The organism is Leifsonia sp. L25, assembly GCF_050632895.1.
This window is the reverse complement of sequence record NZ_JBODRZ010000001.1, coordinates 107888-130951: the sequence shown is the minus strand read 5'-3', so window position 1 is coordinate 130951 and position 23064 is coordinate 107888. Positions and strand designations below refer to the sequence as shown.

Annotated in this window: 17 protein-coding genes and 1 pseudogene; 5 read left to right on the top strand and 13 right to left on the bottom strand. The window is 70.6% G+C overall.

The features are described 5' to 3' along the window. Together ACRAWC_RS00660 and ACRAWC_RS00655 are read left to right on the top strand one after the other, a co-directional pair. Window positions 1-743, top strand: a 743-nt coding sequence (locus ACRAWC_RS00660) for a hypothetical protein (protein ID WP_431346013.1), incomplete at its 5' end; no start/stop codon positions are given. 7 nt (window positions 744-750) lie between these two features. Continuing rightward, window positions 751-1560 (top strand): lysophospholipid acyltransferase family protein, encoded by an 810-nt coding sequence (locus ACRAWC_RS00655; RefSeq protein ID WP_431346012.1) that lies wholly within the window; start codon window positions 751-753, stop codon window positions 1558-1560. A gap of 170 nt (window positions 1561-1730) precedes the next feature. On the opposite strand, the gene ACRAWC_RS00650 is transcribed toward ACRAWC_RS00655, so the two are convergent. Beyond that, window positions 1731-2204: an OsmC family protein gene (locus ACRAWC_RS00650; RefSeq protein WP_431346011.1), complete on the bottom strand. Its 474-nt coding sequence runs from the start codon at window positions 2202-2204 to the stop codon at window positions 1731-1733. Between the two features lie 38 nt (window positions 2205-2242). Between ACRAWC_RS00650 and gabT the strand changes: the two genes are divergently transcribed. Continuing rightward, the gene (gabT, locus tag ACRAWC_RS00645; protein WP_431346010.1) at window positions 2243-3598 is read left to right on the top strand and encodes a 4-aminobutyrate--2-oxoglutarate transaminase; all 1356 of its coding nucleotides are present in this window, start codon (window positions 2243-2245) and stop codon (window positions 3596-3598) included. A gap of 14 nt (window positions 3599-3612) precedes the next feature. Further along, window positions 3613-4611 carry an asparaginase gene (locus tag ACRAWC_RS00640; RefSeq protein WP_431346009.1) on the top strand — a complete coding sequence of 333 codons (999 nt, stop codon included), beginning with the start codon at window positions 3613-3615 and terminating at the stop codon, window positions 4609-4611. A 16-nt stretch (window positions 4612-4627) separates the two neighbouring features. Here ACRAWC_RS00640 and ACRAWC_RS00635 read toward each other — a convergent pair whose 3' ends face one another. Genes ACRAWC_RS00635 through ACRAWC_RS00620 form a run of 4 tightly spaced genes read right to left on the bottom strand, consistent with a single transcriptional unit; the run spans window position 4628 to window position 8762 of the window. Further along, window positions 4628-5461, bottom strand: coding sequence for an ABC transporter permease (locus tag ACRAWC_RS00635; protein ID WP_431346008.1), 834 nt, complete (start codon window positions 5459-5461; stop codon window positions 4628-4630). Then, window positions 5458-6378 carry an ABC transporter permease gene (locus tag ACRAWC_RS00630; RefSeq protein ID WP_431346007.1) on the bottom strand — a complete coding sequence of 307 codons (921 nt, stop codon included), beginning with the start codon at window positions 6376-6378 and terminating at the stop codon, window positions 5458-5460. Before ACRAWC_RS00630 ends, ACRAWC_RS00635 begins: the two co-directional genes overlap by 4 nt. Then, a complete protein-coding gene (locus ACRAWC_RS00625; protein WP_431346006.1) occupies window positions 6379-7578 on the bottom strand; it encodes an ABC transporter ATP-binding protein in 1200 nt (399 codons plus the stop codon). It lies immediately after the preceding gene. Then, a complete protein-coding gene (locus ACRAWC_RS00620; RefSeq protein ID WP_431346016.1) occupies window positions 7578-8762 on the bottom strand; it encodes an ABC transporter substrate-binding protein in 1185 nt (394 codons plus the stop codon). The genes ACRAWC_RS00625 and ACRAWC_RS00620 overlap by 1 nt, the downstream gene beginning before the upstream one ends. A gap of 400 nt (window positions 8763-9162) precedes the next feature. On the opposite strand from ACRAWC_RS00620, the pseudogene ald reads away from it, so the two are divergent. Further along, window positions 9163-10276, top strand: a pseudogene (ald, locus tag ACRAWC_RS00615) (alanine dehydrogenase). A 45-nt stretch (window positions 10277-10321) separates the two neighbouring features. On the opposite strand, the gene ACRAWC_RS00610 reads toward ald, so the two are convergent. From ACRAWC_RS00610 to ACRAWC_RS00575, 8 genes are all read right to left on the bottom strand, one after another. After that, window positions 10322-10840 (bottom strand): hypothetical protein, encoded by a 519-nt coding sequence (locus ACRAWC_RS00610; RefSeq protein WP_431346005.1) that lies wholly within the window; start codon window positions 10838-10840, stop codon window positions 10322-10324. Window positions 10841-10934: 94 nt separating this feature from the next. Beyond that, window positions 10935-13241 (bottom strand): transglutaminaseTgpA domain-containing protein, encoded by a 2307-nt coding sequence (locus tag ACRAWC_RS00605; RefSeq protein WP_431346004.1) that lies wholly within the window; start codon window positions 13239-13241, stop codon window positions 10935-10937. Further along, window positions 13238-14581, bottom strand: a complete 1344-nt coding sequence (locus ACRAWC_RS00600) for a DUF58 domain-containing protein (protein WP_431346003.1) — start codon at window positions 14579-14581, stop codon at window positions 13238-13240. Before ACRAWC_RS00600 ends, ACRAWC_RS00605 begins: the two co-directional genes overlap by 4 nt. Beyond that, window positions 14578-15549, bottom strand: coding sequence for an AAA family ATPase (locus ACRAWC_RS00595; protein ID WP_431346015.1), 972 nt, complete (start codon window positions 15547-15549; stop codon window positions 14578-14580). The genes ACRAWC_RS00600 and ACRAWC_RS00595 overlap by 4 nt, the downstream gene beginning before the upstream one ends. 89 nt (window positions 15550-15638) lie before the next feature. Then, window positions 15639-16733: a fibronectin type III domain-containing protein gene (locus ACRAWC_RS00590; RefSeq protein ID WP_431346002.1), complete on the bottom strand. Its 1095-nt coding sequence runs from the start codon at window positions 16731-16733 to the stop codon at window positions 15639-15641. After that, a complete protein-coding gene (locus ACRAWC_RS00585; protein ID WP_431346001.1) occupies window positions 16673-20665 on the bottom strand; it encodes an Ig-like domain-containing protein in 3993 nt (1330 codons plus the stop codon). Before ACRAWC_RS00585 ends, ACRAWC_RS00590 begins: the two co-directional genes overlap by 61 nt. Before the next feature lie 2 nt (window positions 20666-20667). Further along, entirely contained in the window at window positions 20668-21543 is an 876-nt protein-coding gene (locus tag ACRAWC_RS00580) for a hypothetical protein (protein WP_431346000.1), read from the bottom strand. Continuing rightward, a complete protein-coding gene (locus ACRAWC_RS00575; protein WP_431345999.1) occupies window positions 21540-22973 on the bottom strand; it encodes a serine/threonine-protein kinase in 1434 nt (477 codons plus the stop codon). The genes ACRAWC_RS00580 and ACRAWC_RS00575 overlap by 4 nt, the downstream gene beginning before the upstream one ends. Window positions 22974-23064 lie beyond the last annotated feature (91 nt).

The window sequence follows — 23064 nt, the reverse complement described above, 5'->3', positions numbered from 1 at the left end:
ACATCATCAGCGACGACAGCTTCTACAACCCGTATGCGATGACGGCCGACCAGGTGCAGCGCTTCCTGGACACCCGCGCGTGCACCCCCAAGGACGCCTCCCCGTGCCTGTCGGACTTCCGCATGGACGCGCCGCGCACCCCGGCCTCCGCCGAACGCTGCGCCGCCATCCCGGCGCAGAGGAACGAGCGGGCCAGCAGCATCGTCGTGCGCATCGCGCGGGCCTGCACGGTCAGCCCGCGTGTGCTCCTGGTGCTGCTGCAGAAGGAGCAGTCGCTGCTCACCACGCCGAGCGCGTCCGGGTACCAGAAGGCGACCGGGTACGCGTGCCCGGACACCGCGGCCTGCGACACGCGCTACTTCGGCTTCTTCAACCAGGTCTACCGCGCGGCGTGGCAGTTCCGGGAGTACACCGCGCACCCGACCGACTGGCGCTACCGGGTCGGCGCGAACCGGATCCAGTACCACCCCGACGCCGGCTGCGGGGCGAGCACGGTCACGGTCGTGAACCAGGCCACGGCGAACCTCTACAACTACACGCCGTACCAGCCCGACAAGCAGACGGTCGCACATCCGACCGGTCCGGGCGACGCGTGCTCGGCCTTCGGCAACCTCAACTTCTCGCGGCTGTACACCTCCTGGTTCGGCGACCCGCGCAGTGTGCGGTACCCGGGGCTCCAGCTCCCGTGCCTGATCTACACCGGAGGGTGGGGTTGCGCACCGCTGCGGCCGTTCGGGCGGTGACCGTCTCATGCCGTCCGTGGCATACGTCCGGGACTACCCTCGTTCTGTGAGTCAGACAGCACCCGGCGAAGGGCCCGAGGCGGAGGCGGAGGTCCTCCCGCGTCCGGGACTGACCTACTTCATCGGCCGCCGGGTGGTGGCGCCGCTGCTGCGCCTCATCTACCGGCCGCGCGTCATCGGCGCCCGCAACGTGCCGCGCCACGGCAAGATCATCCTGGCCAGCAACCACCTGTCGTTCATCGACTCGCTGGTCATCCCGATGACCTCGCCGCGCCGCGTGCAGTTCCTCGCCAAGTCGCACTACTTCGAGGGCACCGGGTTCAAGGGCGCGGTCTCGCGGTCGTTCTTCACCGCGATCGGCGCGGTCGGCGTCAAGCGCGGGGCCGGGCAGGCCGCCCAGGAGGCCCTGGAGCAGTCGCGCCGGATCATCGACACGGGCGCCGCCTTCGCGGTCTATCCGGAGGGGACCCGCTCGCTCGACGGCCGGCTCTACAAGGGCCGCACCGGGATCGGCTGGCTGGCGCTGACCACGGGGGCCAAGGTCGTCCCAGTGGGGCTGATCGGCACGAACGAGGTGCAGCCGGTCGGTGCGAAGTTCCCGCGCGTCCGCCGCATCACCATCGCGTTCGGCGAGCCGATCGACGTCGCGCACTACGGGCCCCCGGAGTCCGGCCGCGCACGCCGTCAGGCGACCGACGAGATCATGGCGGCCATCCACAAGCTCACCGGACAGGAGCTCGCGGGCACGTACAACGAGTCGCCGCCGGCGAACACGGTCGAGCGCGTCAAGCGCGCGTTGCGCCCCGAGCGCCTCTAGCGCTCGCTCCCTCTCGCCCCCGCGCGATTCCGCACGAATCTCGTCGCGCGCAGTCCGCGCGCTTCGGCACGAATGTCGTCGCGCGCAGTCCGCGCGCTTCGGCACGAATGCGGGGAATGCGGCGGCGTTTTCGCGACATTCGGTACGAATGTCGTCAGCCAGAGTGGGGGTCAGGCGAGGGTGAGGAGCTCGGGCTCGTGAGCGACAGGGAAGTTGACGCTGGCGGCGATGAAGCACTTGGCCGACGCCGGCGCGTGCAGCGACGCCGCCAGCTCGGCCTGCGCCGGGTCGGCGATCGTCACCTTGGGCCGCAGCGTCGCGCCGGTGAAGTGGCCTCCACCGTCGTTCGTCTGCTCCATGACGCCCGTCGCGGCGTCCGTGTAGCCCACGACGACGACGCCCGCCCGGGCGGCCTCCGCCAGGTAGCTGAGCATGTGGCACTGGCTGAGCGCGGCGAGCAGCAGCTCCTCCGGGTTCCAGCGGTCCGTGTCGCCGAAGAAGGCGCGGTCGGCCGATCCCTCGATGGGGTGCTTGCCCTCGGTGCTCACCGTGTGGTCGCGGCCGTAGGACTTGTAGCCGCTGGTCCCCTCCCCGCGGTTGCCGGTCCACTGCAGGTCGATCGCATAGCGGTGCTCGAGCTTCATGGTTCGATTCTCGCACCCCGGCTAAACTGGCCATCATCATGACTGAGACCCTGAGCACGCCCACGTTCACCGTGGAGCAAGAACGCCGCATCGTCACCGCCGTCCCCGGCCCGAAGTCTCAGGAGCTGCATCAGCGCCGCCTCGCCGTGGTGCCGACCGGAGTCTCGTCGGCCCTGCCCGTGTACATCGCCCGCGCGAACGGCGCCATCCTGGTCGACGTCGACGGCAACCAGTTCGTCGACTTCGGCGCCGGCATCGGCGTGACCACGATCGGCCATACCGAGACCGCGGTCGTCGCGGCCGCCGCCGATCAGCTTCAGGACGTCATCCACACGCTCTTCACCATCACGCCGTACGAGGAGTATGTGCGCGTCGCCGAACTCCTCGCCGCGCACACCCCGGGCGACCACGCGAAGAAGACCGTGCTGGTCAACTCCGGCGCGGAGGCCGTCGAGAACGGCGTCAAGATCGCCCGCAAGCACACCGGCCGCCGCGCCGTCGCCGTGCTCGACCACGCGTACCACGGCCGCACCAACCTCACGATGGCGATGAACTACAAGGCCATGCCGTACGCGACCGGCTTCGGCCCGTTCGCCGGCGACGTCTATCACGCGCCCAACTCCTACCCGTACCGCGACGGACTGAGCGGCGCCGAGGCGGCCGCGCGCACCATCGCATACCTCGAGAAGGTCGTCGGAGCGACCGACCTGGCCTGCCTCGTCGCCGAGCCGATCCAGGGCGAGGGCGGCTTCGTCGTCCCGGCCGAGGGCTACCTCGCGGCGCTGCAGGAGTGGTGCACGGCCAACGGCGTCGTCTTCATCGCCGACGAGATCCAGAGCGGCATGGCCCGCACCGGCGCGTTCTTCGCCAGCGAGCACTTCGGCCTCGTGCCCGACCTGGTGCTCAGCGCCAAGGGCATCGCGGGAGGACTCCCGCTCGCCGCCGTCACCGGCCGCGCCGAGATCATGGACTCCGCCCAGCCCGGCGGCCTCGGCGGCACCTTCGGCGGCAACCCCGTCGCCGCGGCGGCCGCCATCGCGGTCTTCGAGCAGATCGAGAAGGGCGACCTCCTCGCCCGCGGCGCACGCATCGAGAAGGCCCTCAAGCCCGCGCTGGAGGAGCTGAAGGCGAAGTACGACATCATCGGCGACGTGCGCGGCATCGGCGCGATGGTCGCGATCGAGCTGGTCCAGCCGGGCACCGGCGAGACCACCAAGATCCCGAACCCGGAGGCAGTGAACGCGATCGTCGCCTACGCGGCGCAGCACGGCATCCTGTTCCTCAACGCCGGCACCTTCGGCAACGTGCTCCGCTTCCTGCCGAGCCTCGCCGTGAGCGACGAGCTCATCGCGGATGCGATGTCCGTCCTCGACGACGCGTTCGCCGCGCTGTGACGCCGGAGGTCGCCGTGACTTCGGAGGTCTTCGGCACCGCCGAGGCGGTGGAGCTGGCGGTCGTCGAGCGCAGCGGGTTCATCGAGTCCCGTCACGCCGGGTCCGCCGTGGTGCTCGGCCCGGACGGCGCCGTCGTCCGCTCGCTCGGGGCGCCGGAGAAGCCGGTGTTCCCGCGCTCGTCTCTGAAGCCGTTCCAAGCTGTGGCGGTCATGGGCGCGGGCGCGACCCTGGAGGGCGCGGGCGCCGTGCTCGCCACAGCGAGCCACGCGGGCACTCCCGCGCACATCTCGGTGGTGCGAGGACTGCTCGCGCAGGCCCAGCTCACCGAGGACGCTCTGCACTGCCCCGCGGACTGGCCGCTGGACGGCGCATCGCGTGAGAACGCGATCCGCGAGGGCGGCCAGCGCAGCCCGGTGTACATGAACTGTTCGGGCAAGCACGCCGCGATGCTGCTGGCCTGTCGGGTGAACCACTGGCCGATGGAGAGCTACCTCAGCCAGCAGCACCCGCTGCAGCAGCACATCCGCGACACCACGGAGCGACTGACCGGCGAGAAGGTCGTCGCGACCGGGGTCGACGGCTGCGGAGCTCCCGTGCACGCGATGTCGCTGCTGGCGCTCGCGCGCGGCATCCAGCGGATCGGCACGGCGTCGGAGGGCTCGCCCTTCGCGCTCTACCGCAATGCGGCCCTGCTGCGGACCGCGGTGCTCGCCAACGGCTGGGCCATCGACGGTCCGGGCCGCGCCAACACCGTCGTGATCGATGAGCTCGGGATCTTCGCCAAGCTCGGCGCCGAGGGTGTCATGGTCATGGCCGCGCCGGACGGCACCACCGTCAGCCTCAAGGTCCTCGACGGCAGCCTGCGCGCGGCCTCCATCGTCGCTCTGTCGCTGCTGGCGGACGCGGGCGCGATCGAGCGCACCGCGGTGGACGCCGTCGCCCTGAAGCTGGACCTCGCGGTCCTCGGCAACGGCGTCCCCGTCGGCCAGATCCGCGCCTCCTACACGCGCTGACCTCCCGCCGGAGGGGTCACTGGGTGGCGCGGGCGAGGCGCTTGGCGCGGGCGGCCGCGGTGAGCTGGGAGATCAGCACGACCAGGATCGTCAGGATGAACACTGCCGACGCGATCACGTTCGCCTGGGCCGGGATGCCGCGCGACGCCGCGATGTAGATGTACATCGGGAACGTCGTCACCGCTCCGGCGTTGAAGTTCGTGATGATGAAGTCGTCGAAGCTCAGCGAGAACGACAGCAGTGCGGCCGACAGGATGCCCGGCAGCAGCAGCGGGAACGTGATCCGCCAGAACACTGCGTTCGGCGACCCGTACAGGTCGCGTCCGGCCTCCTCCAGCGCCGGGTCGAGCGAGGCGACGCGTGCCTTCACCGTCACCACCACGAAGCTGATGCAGAACATGACGTGGGCGATGATGATCGTCCCGAAGCCCTTGTTCACACTCAGGCTCAGGAACTGCGCCGCGAGTCCTGCGCCGAGCACGACCTCCGGGCTCGCCATCGGCAGGAACAGCAGCAGGCTGGTCTGCGAGCGGAACCGGAACCGGTAGCGCATCAGCGCGATCGCGATCATGGTGCCGAGCACCGTCGCGATCACCGTCGAGACGATGCCGATGATGATCGAGGCGGTGAAGGCGTCGCAGATGCCGGCCGCGTCGCACACGTTGGTCCAGTTGCGGAGGGTGAAGCCGCGCCAGGCGATGTTGTTCTTGATCGCGTCGTTGAACGAGAACACGAACGTGTACACGATCGGGATCAGCAGGAACGCCAGCGCCAGGAAGGCGTACACGCCGAGCCCGAGCCCCTGGAACCGGAACCGGGGGCGCGAGCGCGTGGTCGTCGTGGTCGTCACAGCAGGTCCTCCGTCCCGCTCCGCCGCACGTAGAACCCGACGATCACCAGGATGACCGCCATCAGAATGACCGACATCGCCGCCGCCGCCGGATAGTTCTGCAGCACCAGGAAGTTGCTCTCGATGACGTTGCCCATCATCGAGGTGTCCGCGGCGCCGAGGAAGTCCTGCGACGCGTTGATGTAGTCGCCGGCAGCCGGGATGAAGGTCAGCAGCGTCCCGGAGACGATGCCGGGCATCGACAGCGGGACGGTGATCTTTCGGAACGTCATCCAGTTGCTCGCGTAGAGGTCGCGCCCCGCCTCGAGCAACCGGGTGTCCAGCCGCTCCAGCGTCGAGTACAGCGGCAGCGTCATGAACGGGATGAAGTTGTATGTCAGACCGAAGATGACCGAGAACGGCGTGCCGGTGATGTGGGCGTCCGGCGGAAGGATGCTGAGCGCCTTCAGCGAGCTCGCCACCCAGCCGTCGTCGCTGAGGATCGACTTCCAGGCGAGGGTCCGCAGCAGGAAGCTGATGAAGAACGGCGCGATGACGAGGGTCATCAGCAGGTTCTGCAGCACGGGCTTCGACCGCATCTTCACGCCGATGAAGTACGCCAGCGGGTAGCTGATCACGAGCGCCGCCGCGGTGGCGATCAGCGCGTAGCCGAACGAGCGCAGGATCTGCGGCCAGTACTCGGAGATCGCGTCGGTGTAGTTCTGCCACTGGAACGCCGCGACGTACTGCCCGATGTCGCCCTCCGGCGCAGGCGTCTGGAACGACGTGATGATGAGCGAGACGAGCGGGGTCAGGAAGAACAGCACCAGGTACAGCACGCCGGGCAGCAGCAGGACCAGCGCGATCCCCGACTTGCGCCGCGCCGGAGGCTCCTGGTCCTGGGTTGCGGGAGCCCCGGTGAACGCGGCGATGGCCATCTACGCCTCCTCCAGCTCGGACAGCAGCCGCTCCTTCGCCTGCGCCGCCACCGACTGCGTGTCGGTGTCGTCCGCGAATCTCCCGTCGGCCGGCGGCTCGTCGGCCAGCACGAAGGTGTGGGAGGCCTCCCACGACACCCAGACCTCGTCGCCGAAGCCGGCGGCCGGGCCGCTCGCGAGGTTCTGCGCGAACACGATCACCGTGCCGATGCCCGGCATGTCCACGAGGTACTGCGTGCTCACGCCGCTGAACGAGACGTCGATGACCCGGCCGGGGCCGAGCCGGTTCGCACCGGGCGGGATCGTGTGCTCCCCCGCGTGCAGCGTCAGCTTCTCCGGGCGTACGCCCACGGTGACCGTGCCGGAGCTGCGCTGGGCCCGGGTCCGCGGCACCTGGATGCGCCGGCCGCCGACCTCCACGCCGAGCGTTTCGCCCGCGCTGTCGATGACGGGACCGGCGAAGAGGTTCGACTGGCCGAGGAAGTTCGCCACGAACACCGTCGACGGCAGCTCGTAGAGCAGCTCCGGCGCGCCCATCTGCTCGATCCGGCCCTTGTTCATGACCGCGACCGTGTCGGCCATCGTCATGGCCTCCTCCTGGTCGTGCGTGACGTGCACGAAGGTCAGGCCGACCTCGGTCTGGATCGACTTCAGCTCGAGCTGCATCTGGCGGCGCAGCTTGAGGTCCAGCGCACCGAGCGGCTCGTCGAGGAGCAGCAGCGCGGGCCGGTTCACGACCGCGCGGGCGAGCGCGACGCGCTGCTGCTGGCCACCGGAGAGCTGCGACGGGCGGCGCGCCGCCAGGTGGTCGAGCTCCACCAACCGCAGCGCTTGGTGCGCCTTGGCGACCGGGTCGCCGATCCGGCGCCGGCGGAGGCCGAACGCCACGTTCTCCAGGATCGTCATGTGCGGGAAGAGCGCATAGCTCTGGAACACCGTGTTCACCGGCCGCTGGAACGGCTTGGTGCTGGTGACGTCCTTCCCGCCGATGAGGATGCGACCCGCCGTCGGTTCCTCGAGGCCCGCGACCAGCCGGAGCGTCGTCGTCTTGCCGCAGCCGCTCGGGCCGAGCAGGGCGAAGAACGACCCGGCAGGGATCGTCAGGTCGAGGCTCTCGATGGCGGTGAACCCGGGGAACCGCTTCGTGATGCCGACGAGTTGCAGGTCGGCGCCCGACTCGGCGAAGACTCCCTTCGGCATCAGGCCCCCAGGATCACTTTCTGGAACGACGCCTGGTACTTCTGCTCCTCCGCCGGCGTGAGGCTGCGGAAGATCTTCACCTTCGACAGCGTCTCGCTGTCGGGGAAGATGAGCTGGTTCTCGGCGAGGTTCGGGTCGATCTTGACCGCGGCCTCCTTGGCGCCCTGCACCGGCGTGATGTAGTTGACCCAGGCGGCGACCTCGGCGGCGACCTCCGGCTCGTAGTAGTAGTCGATCAGCTTCTCGGCGTTCGCCTTGCGGGGTGAGCCGATCGGGATGACGAAGTTGTCGCTCCACAGGGTGCCGCCGGCCTCCGGGATCGCGAACTGCCAGTTGTCGCCTGCCTCGGCGTTGAGCTGGGTGATGTCGCCGGACCAGCAGATCGCCGCGAGGGTGTCGCCGGACTTGAGGTCGTTGAGGTACGAGTTGCCCTTGATGTTGCGGATCTGGCCGTCGTTGACCTTCTGGGTCAGTGTGTCGATGGCCTTGTTGTAGTCGTCGTCGCTGAAGTGCTTCGAGATGTCGACGCCCTGCTGCAGCAGGAGCAGGCCCATCGTGTCGCGCATCTCGCTGAGCACACCGACCTTGCCCTTGAGGTCGGGCTTCCACAGGTCCTCGATCGACTTCAGGCCGTTCGGCAGCTTCGACTTGTTCCAGCAGATGCCCGCGAAGCCGCTCTGCCACGGCAGCGACTTCTTCCGGCCCGGATCGAAGTCGACATCGACGAGGTTCGAGGTGAGGTTCTTCTTGTTCGGGATGGCCGAGGAGTCGAAGCTCTGGACGTAGCCGAGGCGGATCCACCGGGCGATCATCCAGTCGGTGAGGCAGACGGTGTCGGCGCCGATGTCCTTGCCGAGTGCGAGCTGGTCCTTCACCTTGGCGTAGTACGTGTTGTTGTCGTCCACGGCGACGTCGTACTTGACCGACATGCCGGTCTGTTTCTGGAAGGCCTCCAGCGTCGGGTACTTTCCGTTCGCGTCCTGGTCGAGGTACGCCTGCCAGTTCGCCCAGGTGAGCGTCTTGTCGGTGGACGACTGGTCCTTCGCCGGGGTGGGCTTGCCCGACGCGCCGCCGGTCGAGCAGGCGGCCAGCGCGAGCGCTGCCGCGCCGGCCGTCGCGCCGGCCAGCAGACCGCGGCGGGTGAGCTGCGACGCGCGGGCGGACTGGACCAGCCGGCGGATCATCGGGTCTTCAGGGAGTGGCCTTGAATTCACTGCGGAGCTCCTTCGGGTCTATCTGGTGTTGCCTGGAGGGCTGTCCGCCGGAAGCACGTCGTCGTGCCGCCGCGGTGGGTCGATCCTGGCATAGGACCGGTGCGATCCGCACCCTTCAGCGTGCGAATCATCCATTTGGAAACATGATCGTCACGAAATCCGTTCCGTTTCGTCCGAAAGACGGGCGAAACCGCACACAGCGTGCGGCGCACGAATGCGCGCCGAGACGAACTGACGAAATCCGCCCCGATCGGAGGCCGATTTTACGGAATCAGCACGTTGCTCATCGAATCGCTATCGAAATCCTCCGTGAAGGCGGCTAAGGTGAAGTCGAACCATCACGTCGAAGTGTGAGGAGCTGAGGAGCCCCATGAAGGTCGCGATCCCCCGCGAGATCAAGAACAACGAATTCCGCGTGGCGATTACGCCCGCAGGCGTGCACGACCTGGTCGGAGCCGGCCACGAGGTGTACGTCGAGACCGGAGCCGGGGTCGGCTCCTCGATCCCCGACGAGCTGTACAGCGGCGCGGGGGCGACGATCCTCCCCGACGCGGCCGCGACGGGCGGCGGGTGATCTCATCCTGAAGGTGAAGGAGCCCATCGCCTCCGAGTACGGTTACTTCCGCGAGGGCCTGGTGCTGTTCACCTACCTGCACCTCGCGGCGGACGAGGCGCTCACCCGCGCTCTGGTCGACGCCCGCGTGACCGCCATCGCGTACGAGACGGTCCAGCTCCCGAACCGGGCACTGCCGCTGCTCGCCCCGATGAGCGAGGTCGCCGGGCGGCTCGCCCCGATCGTCGGCGCCAACACCATGCTCAAGCCGAACGGCGGCCCCGGCCTGCTGGTGCCCGGCGTCCCCGGCACCCACCCCGCGGTCGTCACGGTGCTCGGCGGCGGTGTCGCCGGCACGAACGCCACCTCAGTCGCGGTGGGCCTCGGCGCGGAGGTCACCGTGCTGGACACCAACATCGCCCGCCTCCGTGAGCTGGACGCCTTGTACTCCGGTCGCATCAAGACCATCGCGTCGAACAGCTTCGAGATCGACAAGGCCGTCGTGGCCTCCGACCTCGTCATCGGCTCGGTGCTCGTCCCCGGCGCGAAGGCGCCCAAGCTGGTCGGCAACGAGCTGGTCTCCCGGATGAAGCCGGGCAGCGTGCTCGTGGACATCGCGGTCGACCAGGGCGGCTGCTTCGCCGACTCGCACCCGACCACGCACGCCGACCCCACCTTCACGGTGCACCAGTCGCTGTTCTACTGCGTGGCGAACATGCCGGGCGCCGTCCCGCACACCTCCACCTACGCGCTCACCAACGCCACGCTGCCGTACGCGCGCGCCATCGCGAACCACGGCTGGCAGGCGGCTCTGCGCGCCGACGCGTCGCTGGCGCTCGGCCTCAACGTGCACGACGGCCACGTCACCAACGCCGGTGTCGCCGAGGCGCACGGGATCGTGGACGCGCCGCTCGCGGACGCGCTGGTCTGACCCGGATGTGGGCTGAGCGGTCCGCCGCTCAGCCCACATCGAAGCTCAACTCACGTCGAACCATTGGTCGCCGATGTCGACGCGGGTGCCCCGCTCGACCCGGTAGCGGCGACCGGCCTCGCACTGCCGTGCGGTCCCGCCGAGCGGACGCGCCACGGTGCCGTTGCCGGAGTAGCGGTCGCAGATCCAGAGGTCATCGCCCTCCAGCCCGAACTCCAGGTGGGTCTTGGACACGCTCCGGGCCGGGTCGGAGATCGCGACGAGCTGGTCGACGTGCTCCCCCGGCTGCGTGATCGGCCGGCGGCCGACGAGTCCGCTGCCGCGCACCTCCACCGACTCCCCGGTCGAGAAGTTCAGCCGGTAGACGCGCACGCGCGCGGCCGGAGGCGCGGGAGGGGCGCTGTCGAGCGACACGACGTCGATCGCCTCGGTCGGCGGCAGGCCGTCCTCGTCGAGCTCGACATCGCCGGGGAACCGCCCGGCCACGGCGGGCTTCGACCGCGCGACGGGCGGTTTGGCGAGCGGCCGGACGATCGAGGTGTCCGAGGGCCGGGAGTCGGCCATCTCAGGGGCCGCACGCGCGTGGCCGTCACCGAACTCCCGCAGTTGCCGCAGAACAGCGTCCCTTCCGTGAGCTCCGCTCCGCACACCCGGCACTTCATCGCCTGCTCGTCCTCTCTCCCGTCCTCCCACGGTATCCGAGCGAGCGCAGCGAGACCGCCGCGAGCCACCGCTTGTACCGCGTGTCGCGCCGATCGAGCTGGCTTCGGAGGTCGTCCACCGCCTTCCAGACCGAGTCGGCCTCCTCCCGGCTCGGCGCCAGCGGGCTGAACACCGCACGGTCGGCGACCTGGGCGAGCGCCGCTGCGCGGGTGCCCCCGATGGTGGTGGCGAACTCCAGGCGCGTGGCGGCCGGCGGCCGGTCGTAGCCGTGGTCGACGGCGGCGTCGGCGAACTCGCGCCAGCCGCCGACGATGCGTTCTGCGGCGGTGGGCGCCGACCTCCGCAGCGACCGTCTGCGCCACTTGGCCGCGAGGACGGCGAGGAACGGCGCCGCGAGCAGCACGACGACGAGCAGTGTCCAGCCGACGACGGTCAGGATCGCCAACAGCGCCTCCAGCAGGGGGTTGGGCGCAGGCGGGTTGGTGCTGTCGACCTGCGCGTTCGGCGGCTCCTCGTTCTGCTGGGGCGTGTCGTCGAGCGGAGGCTGCACGTTCGTCTGCGGACGGGAGATCTCGGTCGGCTGCTGGGGCTGCTTCGGCGGGACGGCGCGCACGGGCGGCGTCGGGTCGACGGTGACCCAGCCGGTCGTGGTCTGGACCTCGATCCAGGCCGACGCGTCCGAGCCGAGCAGAGTGACAGCGCCTCGGGAGTCGGCGGGCGCGACGAAGCCCATCACCACGCGGGCGGGAAAGCCGAGCTGGCGGGCCATGAGCGCGGCCGTGACGGCGTACTGCTCCTGGTCCCCCAGCATCGGAACGTCGGTCAGCAGCTCGGTGATCCGGTCCGCGCCGTGGCCCGAACGACTCGCCGGTTCGTTCCGGCCGACGCCGTGGGACAGGTAGCCGTCGGTCTGCAGGCCCTTCAGCGCGGCGGCGAGCTTCGGCCCGGCGCCGGTGACGCCCGCGGTGTACTTCTGCAGGGTGGACTGCAGCTCGTCGGGGACGACGGTGGGGCGGGGCACCGAGTCCGAGCCCGGCTCCACCTTCGCGAGCTGCGCCGCGCTCAGCTTCGGCGGCGTGACCGAGTCGGCGACGTAGGTGTCGCCGTCGTGGAGGGAGGCCATCACGGCGCCGGTGCCGGTGACGTCGTTGTAGAAGTACGCGCTGGACAGGTTCGCGGCATGCGGGCCGTAGAACTGGATCTGCTCGAGCTGGCCGGAGCCGGGCACCCACGGCCCGCGGTAGCCGCGCACGGTCACCGTGAGCTCGGTCGGGTCGCCCTTGGTTCCGCCCTGGTCGAGCCGGTACGGCAACCGCACGAACGCTCCGGAGGCGCTGGAGACCGCGTCGGTGCCGACCGAGTAGGCGACGCCGTCGTAGGTGTCGAGCGTCGCGATCCGGACGCGCCCGTCCGCGGGCAGGCCGGACACGCTCAGCATGGGCTGGGACGCGGCGGGCGGCTCGAAGTACGACCGGAACCCGGTCAGCGGGCTCGGGTAGGCACGCGGGTCGAAGGGCTGCTCGACCGCCGTCCGCACCACCTGGCGGTCGTTCGCCGGAGGCACGAGCGCCGTCGCACCGATGCCGACCGCCGCGGCGACGGCGAGCATCACGGCCGCGCCCGACGCCGTCAGCATCACGGTCGAGCCGCGCTCGCGCCGGGTCTCGACGGTGAGCCCGCTCTGCTCGCGCAGCGTGCGCACCGCGGCCGTCCGCCTGCGCAGCCGCAGCCGGATGTTCCAGACCAGCAGGAGCGCGAACAGGGCGAGCACCAGCCAGGGCGGCGCGGGGGTCACGGACGAGCCGAACGCGATCCCGGCGATCAGCACGAGGACGGGCGGGATGCCGGCGAGCTCGGGAATCGTCGACCGCAGCGCGATGCTCGTCGTGATCACCGCGGCCAGCAGCACGAGGATGAACGCGGGCACGAGCAGGGCCTCGTACGACCCGACGGGCACGGAGATCGTGACGAGCTGCTTCCAGGACAGCCAGGTCCCCTGCACCAGGCCCAGGAAGCCGGTGCCGCTCGGGAGCAGGCCGCCGGTGGCCAGGCTCGGCACGGCGAGCTGCACCCCGGTCGCCAGGTAGACGAGGACCACGACCCCGGCCACGACGATGCTGGGCCAGCGGAACGTCGCGCCCAGCACGCCGACGGCGGCGCCGAGCACCAGCGTCGCCACGAGCATCGTGACGAAAGCCGCGGACTGGTACACCGGCCAGAACGACCACGCGGCCAGCGCCACCGCTGCCAGCGCGAACGCGGTGTCGAGGGCGGCGGAGCGCCAGGGCAGCCGGCCGATCACGTCGCGAGCCGTTTCGCGAGGCTGCGCTGGAGGTCTTCCAGGTAGCCGATGGTCAGCACGCTGAGATCCGCCACGCGCCGCAGACTCGGCACGGCGCCCTCGTCGCACACGATCGCGACCACGTCGACGCCCAGCGGGAAGTGCGCCGCCGCCGAGCGGAGCTGGGTGGCCGTGACCGTCGAGCCGCAGAGCAGGAAGGCGATCGAGATGCCTGCGGCGTCCTCGCTGGCCACCTGGGCGAGCTCGGGCAGCCGCAGGGCGGCCTCCGCCGTCTCCACGCCGGCGAGGTCGTCGAGCAGTCGGCCGCGGCCGACGGTGCTCAACCGCCGGGCGCTGAACAGCACCCGCTTGGCGAAGTCGGGCGTCTCAGCGCTTGCGACCACGGAGACGGTGCGGGAGTCGAGCATCGCGCGCACGCCGAGCGACCCGGTGGCACTGACCGCCAGCTCGAACTCCTCCTCGGTGGCGTAGTCGGCCTCCGACAGGCTCAACGCCACGAGGAGGTGGCTGCGCCGGGTCTCCTCGAACTGCCGCACCATGTAGCTGCCGGTCTTGGCCGTGCTCTTCCAGTGGATGTTGCGCCGCTCGTCGCCCGGCATGTACTCGCGCAGCGCGTGGAACGCGACGTCGGACTGGGTCAGGTCGCGGGTCGGGGCGCCCTCGAGGTCGCGGACGAAACCCGTGCTCATGCTCGGGATGGCGATGGTGCGCGGGTGCACGAACAGGTCGAGCGACTCCGCCCACACCATCTCGCGGCGCAGCAGCCCGATCGGGTCGGCGCGCACGGTGCGGACGGGACCGATGGGCACGATCCCTCGGCGGCTGGTCGGCACCACGAAGACGTCGGAGTGCTCCTCGCCGCTGGCGAGCGCCGGCGCGGCGAACTCGGCGAGCCCCGTCCCGACCGGGACCTCCACGCGCACACCGGGCAGCCGCCGCCGCGCCGGGTTGCGGACCGTGACCTCCCCCGGCGCCCGGTCGCCGACGACGACACGGTTCGTCGGGAGGGTCAGCCCGACGTCGTACGCGATCCTGCCCACCAGGTAGAGCGACGCCAGCAGCACGAGCGCGGCGGCCATCCAGCCCGCGACCACCGCCTCCCGCCAGCCGAGGACGTAGCCGGCCACCAGCGCGAGGGTCGTCACGACGAACATCGACCAGCCGAGCGGGGTGATCACCGCGCCGAGCGCCCGCGCCACCGACGCGACGGCCCGGCCGACGACGGAGCCGGTGCGGACCACCCACACGATGGCGTCGGCGAGCACGCCGTCGCGCTCGCCGACGATGCGGGCTCGCGCGTTGGTGAGCTCGACCTGGGTGCGGGTGACGGTGCTGGTCACACGGCGGCCCGATCGCTGGGCGGCGGCACCTCGATGAGGAGCTGGCCGACGACGCTGGACGCGGTGACACCCTCGAACTCGGCCTCCGGGTCGAGCACCAGGCGGTGCGCGAGCACAGGCTCGGCCAGGGCCTTCACGTCGTCCGGGGTCACGTAGTAGCGACCGGACGCCGCGGCGAGCGTCTTGGCGGCGCGGACGAGCGCGAGCGCGCCGCGGACGCTGACGCCGAGCCGGATCTCGTCCGCCGACCGGCTGGCGTCGACCAGCCGGGAGACGTAGTCGTTGATGGTCGGGTCGACGTGCACGCCGCGCGCCAGGTCCGCCATCTCGGTGACGGTCTCGGCGGAGATGACCTCGGGCACGACGATCTCGTGCGCCCGCCGTTCCGCACCCTCCAGGATGCGGAGGGTGGCCTCGTGGTCCGGGTAGCCGATCGACGCCTTCATCAGGAAGCGGTCGAGCTGAGCCTCCGGCAGCCGGTAGGTGCCGGCCTGCTCGATCGGGTTCTGCGTCGCGATGACCATGAACGGCTCGCCGACCGTGTGGCGGACGCCGTCGACGGTGACCTGCTGCTCCTCCATGACCTCCAGGAGCGCCGACTGGGTCTTCGGCGAGGCGCGGTTGATCTCGTCGGCCAGCACGATGTTGGCGAACACCGGTCCGCGGTGGAACTCGAACGTGCCGGTGCGCTGGTCGTAGATGTTGACGCCGGTGATGTCGCCGGGCAGCAGGTCGGGGGTGAACTGGACGCGGTTGGTCGTGCCTCGCACGCTCTCGGCCATCGCACGGGCGAGCGAGGTCTTGCCGGTGCCGGGGAAGTCCTCCAGCAGCAGGTGCCCCTCGCTCAGCAGCGCGACCAGGGCGAGGCGGATGACGTGCGACTTGCCGAGGAGCACGCGGTCGATGTTCTGCACGAGGCGGTCGAACACGCCCGAGAACCAGCCGGCCTGCTCGGGGGTCATCGTCATGCTGGAGCCTCTCTGGTCGTGCTCGATCTGGGTGGGCGTGAGCAGCGCGGCGCCTGTGCGCGCGCCGACCTCAGTATGCCTGGCGTCGCTCATGGCATGCCTGAGGCTGGGTAGGGGGTGCTGTACGTGTCGCCGTTGGCGTACACCTTCACCGTGAGCGTCGGGTTGGCCGTCCCCACCGGTGCGACGCAGACCGCGGTCTGGCCGACGGGCGGCATGTCGACCTCGGGGCCGCCGCAGCTGTACGTCACGCGCGTGTAGCCGGCGCCGGTCGGCCAGGTCGTCCAGGAGAACGTGCCGGTCGTCTGGTCGAACCGCGCTCCGCCGATCGCGGTGCTGACCGCGACCCCCAGGGGCTTGGTGAAGTTCTGCTGCGTGCAGAGCTGGGTGCCGTCGGGGTAGGTCTCGCAGATCTGGGTGATGCTCAGGGTGAGCGGCATCCCGTAGTGCGGGCCGAGAGCACCCGCGACGGTGCCGCTCGTGCCGCTGAGCTGCCCGCTGTCGACCACCGCCCCGCCGCTGAGGAGCTGGTAGCCGATGACCGGGCTGGAGCCGCTGCCCGTCTGGTAGTCGACCGAGGCCTGGTAGTCCCACGTGGTCGCCGTGCTCGGCGTGGGGCCGCTGATCGTGACGTCCCGCACCGATCCCGGCTGCTGGCGCTGCGTCGCCGAGACGACGGCGCTCGGCGTGCAGCCCTGACCGTTGTAGGCGTAGACGACGAAGTTGTAGGTCTGGTTGGCCTGCAGCCCGGTGAAGGTCGCGCTGCCGCCCTGCGTGTGGATGAACGTGCTCGACGTGGGATCGACGTGCAGCACCGGGTTGCCGGTCTCCACGCCGGTGACGGTGCAGCCGGGCTCCGCCGTCCCCTGGAAGACTCCGGCGTAGTAGTCGGTGATCGCCTTGCCGTTGGCGCCGAACACGCTCGGCCACGACAGCGTGGCGCTCGATCCGTCGGCGGTGTTCGGCGCCGCGCTCGGGGCCGTCCCGGTCAGCACCGGCGCACCGGCGGGCACCCCGCTCCCGGAGGTCTGGTTCCAGGTCGCCCTGGCCTGATAGAAGGCGTTCCGGCTCGCCACCGTGAACCCGATCGCCGCGCCGTTCGCGATCCCCGGGTCCGTGACGTTCAGAGCGTAGCTGCCGGTGTCGGCCGGCCCGACCTGCACGGTGTTGGTGATCCCGCCCACGGTGACGAGGTACGACGTGATCGGGCTCGCCCCGGGGCGTCGGCCGGGCGGTTCCAGGTGATCCGGAGCCCGTTGTTCAGCGGGGTGGAGCCGACGTTGGCCGGGGCGTTCGGGATGACATCCGACCAGACCGGCTCGACGTAGTCCGTCGGGTCGGACAGGCCGAGCGCATTGCGGGCCTGCACCGCGAGCACGACGGCGTTCTGAGGTCCGTTGCCGGGGGTGGTGATCGCGCACACGGTGGTCGTGCACTGCGTGGTGCCGAGGACCGCTCCCGTCGCCGCGCTCGTCATGGTGACCTGGAAGCCCGTGATCGGCGAGTTGTTGAACGCGCCGGGCGTCCAGCTCAGCGTCAGGCTGCGGTCGCCGATCGCCCCGACCTGCACGTTGGAGACCGGCGCCGGGCGGTCCTGCACCGAGATGGTGACCGTCCCCCACGTATAGCGGTCCGGGTCGTTCGTGGCGTCGGCGACCTCGTACTGCAGGGTGGTGTCCTGCGGCGCGGCCGTGCTGGACACCGTGACCTGCAGCACGGAGTTGTCCGAACTCGGCGTGATGGAGACCCCGTCGGGGAGGGCCCCGCCCAGTCCGCGCACGGCGAGTACGCGCAGCGGCTTTCCCGGGAACGGATTGGTGGCTGCGTCGTTCGCGAGGACGTCCACCGTCGTCGTCTGCCCGCGTGGTGCGATCACGCGGTCCGGCTGCGGGCTGGCCAGCGGGCGCGTCGACGGTACGACGTTGAGGTCGATCCGTCCGGCCTGACCGGCGTTGACCGCGTCCTTGACCCCGATCGAGATCGACGGCATGCTGCCCTTCTGCACGTCGGCGCCCACCGAGATGGTCAGCTTCTGGCCCGACAGCGACAGCGAGACGCCCTCGGGTCGCGGGTTCTGGATCGAGAACTGGAGCTCGTTCTGGTCCTTCGCGTACGGGTAGCTCGTCAGCTTGGTCAGATCCACCGTCTTGGACTGGCCGGGCTCGAAGTCGATGAGCGCGCCGGTGAACACGGGCGGCTGGTTCTCGCGCGGCGTCACGTCGATCGGCAGCACGATGGTCGCCACGTTGCCGTTCGGGTCCGTCGCGCTGTTGCCGTCGGTCACCTGGAAGGAGATGCTCGCCGGGCCGAAGTACCGGGTGGTCGAGGTGTACTGGAGGGTCTCGGAGTCGACCACCAGGTCGTCGCCGTTGGCGTGGGTCGCCCGCACGGTCGCGGCGTCGGTCAGCTTCACCTTCCGGCCGCCGATCGCCACGATGTAGTCGTTCAGGTGGATGGTGAGCGTCTTCTCGCTGACCACCGTGAGCTTCGGCGCCCCGCGCCTGAGCTGCGGCAGGGCATCGTCGTAGCCCGGGACGCGCACGAAGCCGTAGCCGGCGACGGACGCGTCCTCCGGGTTGGCCACCTTGAACGGGATGATCTGGCTCTTGGCGGCGATCGTCACGTGCATGCGCTTGTCCGCTGTGATCGTCGCCGTGCCGCCGTAGCCGGACACGACCGAGAGCTTCAGCGTTGAGACCGGCCCGTCGGCGAAGAACACGTTGGAGAGCACGTTCACGTCGACCGTGTCCCGGCCGAGGATGTCGGAGAGCCCGAGCACAGTGTCGGTCACCACCGGTCGGGCCGGCGGGGCGTTCTTGTCGACGGTGACCCGCAGGAATGCCTGGCTGGTGCCGCCCTGCTCGTTCTGGATCGTGTAAAGGAAGCCGTAGGCGCCCTCCTGCTGCGGCGCGGTCACCACCACGATGTCGCCCTGGACCTTCGCCCTGGCCTTGCCGTCGAGCGAGGTGACCCCGGTCACGCTGAGCGGGCTGCCGTCCGGGTCGGAGTCGTTGGCCAGCACCTGGACGTTGAGCGTCTTGCCCGGGCGGGTGGTGACGTCGTCCTCGACCGCGACCGGATTGCGCGCACCCTCGACGCGGGGCGCGATGCCGACCCGCACGGTCCCGGTCGCGCGGGCGCCGAGCGCATCGACGACCGCGTAGGTGAACGTGTCGGTGCCGGCGGCGTACGCGCCGGCCTGGAAGTCCATCCAGTCCGGCCCGGAGGCGATCACCGCGCCCTTCTGCGGGTTGGTCTCCTGGCCGATGAACTGCACGGAGTCGCCGTCCGGGTCGATGCCGGAGAGCGGGACGGTGACGCGCACGGTGTCGCCGGCCAGCACGCGGGCGGTCACGGTCTTCGGCACCGGCGGGTTGTTGGTGGCGAGGTCGCGCTCGCGCACCGCGATGTTCACCTCCGCCGTGGCCCACTGCCCGTCCGCGCCGTACACCCGGTAGGCAGCGACGAAGTTGCCCGGCTTCGAGGGCGCGAGGTACCGCAGATGGTCCCCGGTCGCGAACAGCAGGCCGGCGCCGGCCGGCAGCGGCGTGGCGAGCGTCGGGTCGAGCGTCAGCTTGTCGCCGTCGGGCTGGACATCGTTGGCGAGCACCGGGATGTCGACCGTGTCGTTCACGCGCACCGCCACGGAGTCCGGCACGGCGATCGGCGGCTGGTGCACGGTCAGCGCAGGAAGCTGGACGACGGTGACCGTCCCCTCCGTGTCGGCCAGGCCGTTGCTCAGCCGGTAATGGAAGTCGACCGGCGCCGCGAGCGGCCGGGTCAGCGAGACGCGGAGGGTGCGCTGCTGCAGGATCTGCACCTTGACGCCGGTCGACGGCGCGGGATCGGTCACCCCGGTGACCAGCAGCACGCCGCCGGAGGGTTCGATGTCGGTGGACAGCACATCCACGTCCTGCGTCGACTGCTCGCGGATGAAGGCGGTGTGGGGCACGGCGATCGGCGTCGTGTTCGCGCCGGGCGGCGCCTTCACCTCGATGCGCACGACGCCCGTCGCCGTGATCACGCCGTCTGTGATGGAGTACTCGATGTTGTGGGTGCCGGCCTGGTCCGACGAGAACCGGAAGGTGCCGCCCTGGTAGTCCGGCGTGATCGTCGCATCCGCCTTCGATGGCACCGTGCTCAGCCGCACGACGCCGTTTCCGCCCCGGACGTGGTCGAGCGGGCGCACGGTGGTCTCCTGGCCCTGGTACGCCACGACGGCGAACGGGTCGGCGATGATCGGCACCTGGCCGGGCGGCTGGACCGTGACGGCGAGCTGCCCGGTCCCCTCCGCGCGGCCGTCGGAGAGCGTCAGCGCGACGTCCTTGAGGGCGCCGCCCTGTCCGTGGTCGGAGTAGGCGACCTGGCCCTGCGGCGTGAAGGTGACCGTGTCCGGCGCGGGCACCGACGCACCGGCCAGGAAGAACGGGTCGCCGTCCGGGTCGTAGCACTCGCTGAGCGTGGATGTGGTCACGCGGCCGCCGGCCTGCACGACCGCCTTGGCCGGCCGCACGCAGACCGGCGGCGAGTTCTCCTGCGGCTGGCGGACGGTCACGACGACATGCGCGGTCGCCGTGCCGCCGCGTCCGTCCGAGATCGTGTAGTCGAAGGCGATCGACCCGCTCGCCGTCGCCGGCAGAGTGATCTGCAGGAGCTGGTCGGAGTTCGTCAGTTCGATCGTGCCCTGGCCGGCCGGGATGGCGGTGAACGAGTCGATCGTGAGCACGTCGCCGTTCGGGTCGTAGTCGTTGAGCAGCACCGGCAGCGGCGTCACGCGGCCCGGACGCGCGCCGAACTGGTCGGCGACCGCGACCGGCGGCTGCTCCTGCTTGGCGTACTGCGGCGTGGTGTCCTGCTTGGACTGGTCCACAAGCTGCTGCGTCGTCTTCTTGGCGACCAGCTCGTCCCAGTTGTCGATGCGCGTGTTCCCGCTCTGCACGGCCCACGAGACGCCGGACCGGACGTCGTTGAGGACCACCCGGTCGCGGTTCACCCGGAACGCCAGCACAGCGCCGGAGGGCATCTGGCTGAGCGTGCTGCGCGTACCGGCGGAGGGCGTCGAGCAGGTGTGCCACGCCGCGCCCGAGTTCCAGGCCGTGTACGCGCAGCCGCCCACGATCACCGGCGCGGCCGGGGCGCCCGAGACCGTGCCGAGGACACGGCCGGGCGCCGAGCCGTCGAGGGGACCCGGATCAGGCCGCTGGAGGTCGCGATCCAGACCGCGCTCCCGTCCGAGGACGGCGCCTGGAGGATCGGATCGGAGTCCTCGCCGAGCGCCGCAGCGAGGTCGATCGTGCGGCCGGACACCCAGAGCGTCTTCTCGTCGGGATCGAAGAGCGCCCACTGGCCGCCGGCCGAGGTGAGTTGGACGTGCGCGCCCGCTCCCCGCGAGGGGACCTTCTCCGACGAGGTGGCGGGCTGCTGGCCGCCGAGGTCGACGCGAACCAGGTTGCGCGTGCCCGGCTGGTAGGCGAAGAACACGCCGGAGGGGTCCATCGCGCCGATCGCGCGGCCGCCCAGGTCCATCGTCGGCGCCGAGCCGGAGTTGAACTGCTCGAGCTGCGCCACCGACGACAGCCAGAGCTGGCCGGTGGTCTGCGACAGCATCGCGACGTTCTGCCCCGCGACGGAGACCTGCGGCGACCGCGGCGGCAGCGCCACCGACTTGCCCGCCTGCGCGGTCGCGGGGTCGACCACGGCCGCGGTGTTGGCCTCCTTGTCCAGGAGCAGCACGTTCTGGCCATCCTGGACGACGTCGAGCGCCTCGCCGGTGCCCGGCACGATCGAGTTGAGCGAGTCGATCTGCGTGTTCGCGCGACCGAGCGCCTTCTTGGCGTCGCTGGCCACCCAGACGGCCGCGTCGTTGAGCTGCAGGTGCTGGGCGCTGTAGCCGCCCGACACGACCGCGAGCGTCGCGACGACCGCCGCGACCACGGTCCCGCTCAGGGCGGTGGCCGCGATCGACTTGTGTGCCAGAAGCCAGGCGCGGATCATGGCGAGCCGGTCCTCTGGACGCACTTCTGCCCGCTCGGCGAGCCGTTCTTGCCGTCGCGGTTCACCGTGACGGTGACGCAGACGGTCTGGCCGGGCTTCGCGTCGACGCGGAACTCGGTCGCGCGCTGACTGCTGGGCGGCTGGTCGTCGACCGTCACCTGATAACTGTCGCTGCTCTCCAGGCCCGGATCGGTCCAGGTGAAGACGATGGTGCCCTGGCTGACCCTGCCGCTCAGGTCGCGCACAGTCGGGATGTCGCCGGAGGCGCTCGCGCGCACCAGCACGACCGTCGCCATGACGGCGAGCACGACCACGAGGAACGCACACGCGGCCAGGGCGCCGACGAGCCCACGGGAGAGGCGGCCGGCCGGCGCGGGCGGGAGGGTCGGCGAGCTGCCGGCGCTCTCGCGGACGATCGTGCGGGCGGGCGCCCGGGTGGCCCCGACCGCCGCCGGGTCGGCGCGGCGCCGGCGGCGACGGGACGCGCCGGGGTCGACCGCGAGGACGCCCTTGACGCGCGTGCGCTCCTCCGGGTCGTCCGCCGTCGCCAGCGCCCAGTCGTCCATCGCGACCTCGATCGGCGTCTGCGGCAACCGGAGCTCGGCCTCCACCGACTGCAGTTCGCGGATCAGTTCCAGCGCGCTGCGCTGGCGCGCCGAGGGCTTCCGCGACATCGAGCGCAACAGGATGTGCTCGAGCCGTGGCGGCACGTCTGGGCGGCCGATCGGCTGCGGGCGCCCCTTGGTGATCCGCTGGATCAGCTCGGCGGAGGTGTTCTCCTTGCCCGGCTGCTCGAACGGGGAGCGCCCGGCCAGCAGCGAGTAGATCGTCGCCCCGAGCGACCACACCTCGCTGGCGACGGTGCCGCTGGTCTCGTCGGCCAGCACCTCCGGAGCCGACCACGGGATGGAGAGCCCGATCGCCTCGGTCACGTCGGCCTCGCTGAGCGTCGCGGCGATGCCGAAGTCGCTGAGCACCGGGTGGCCGTAAGCGGTGGTGAGGATGTTGGACGGTTTGATATCGCGGTGCAGCACACCGGCGCGATGCGCCGTCTCGACCGCGCTCGCGATCCGGACGCCGATGCTCAGCACCTCGGGCACCGGCAGCGGGTCGGAGCGGTAGCGCTGGCCGATCGCCGACGAGCACAGCTCCATCACGAGGTAGGGCCGTCCGTCGGAGGAGACGCTCGCCTGGTACACCGTGAGGATGGACGGGTGCGTGCTGAGCTGGGCCATCAGGTTGGCCTCGGCCTGGAACATCTGCTTGACCTGGCTGGTGACCACTTCGGCCAGCATCACCTTGACCGCGACCTGCCTGCGCGGCATGTTCTGCTCATAGAGGAACACGTCGGCGAAGCCGCCCGAACCGAGCACCCTGACGTACGAGAAGCCAGGGAGGTTCGGCGGCTGTGAAGGCAAGCGCCGAGCCAAGCAGCTCCTCCCGTCATCGGCCGTTCGCGTTCGCGAGGGCGAAGGCGTTCATCAATTGTAGGCAGCCGCCGCAGCGCCTCAGGGGGCTCGG